Source organism: Vibrio sp. YT-19(2023) (genome assembly GCF_033337395.1).
In genome coordinates this window covers 1-588 of sequence record NZ_JAWOQN010000811.1, presented here as the reverse complement: position 1 = coordinate 588, position 588 = coordinate 1, and the positions used below count along the sequence as shown (strand labels likewise).

1 protein-coding gene is annotated in these 588 nt (G+C 46.9%); it reads right to left on the bottom strand.

The window, feature by feature from the left end:
* On the bottom strand, positions 1-588 hold a 588-nt coding region (locus R7E78_RS28590; RefSeq protein ID WP_318058943.1), incomplete at both ends, for an aldehyde dehydrogenase family protein.

Sequence of the window (588 nt, the reverse complement as noted above, 5' to 3'; positions counted from 1 at the left end):
CGCTTTCGCTTTTGGTTCTGCTACAAACGTCACTTTGTCACTCATTCGCTCGACAATCATTGGCAAGAATTTCGCCGCCACTTTCTCGTGAACAAGCAGTGTGTCTAGCGAGTTACATGCCGAAGGACGTTGAACTTTCGAGTTTTCAACCACGTTTAGCGATTTCTCTAAGTCCGCTGATTCATCAACAAAAATGTGACTGATACCAAAACCGCCGATGATCACTGGAATTGTGCTGTTCTCTTTACACATTTTGTGCAGACCAGCTCCACCACGTGGGATGATCATATCAACGTAGTCATCCAGTTTAAGCAGTTGAGAAACCAGCTCGCGCTCTGGCTTTTCAATGTACTGTACTGAAGCGGCTGGCAAGTTTGCTTTTGCAAGGGCTGATTGGATAACTTTCACAAGTTCCATGTTAGAGAAAAACGTCTCTTTACCACCGCGTAGGATGCTGGCGTTACCCGTTTTCAGGCACAGTGCGGCAATGTCGATGGTCACATTTGGACGCGCTTCATAAATCACACCCACAACACCAAGTGGTACACGGCGGCGAGAGAGAGACATGCCGTTTTCTAGCACTTTACT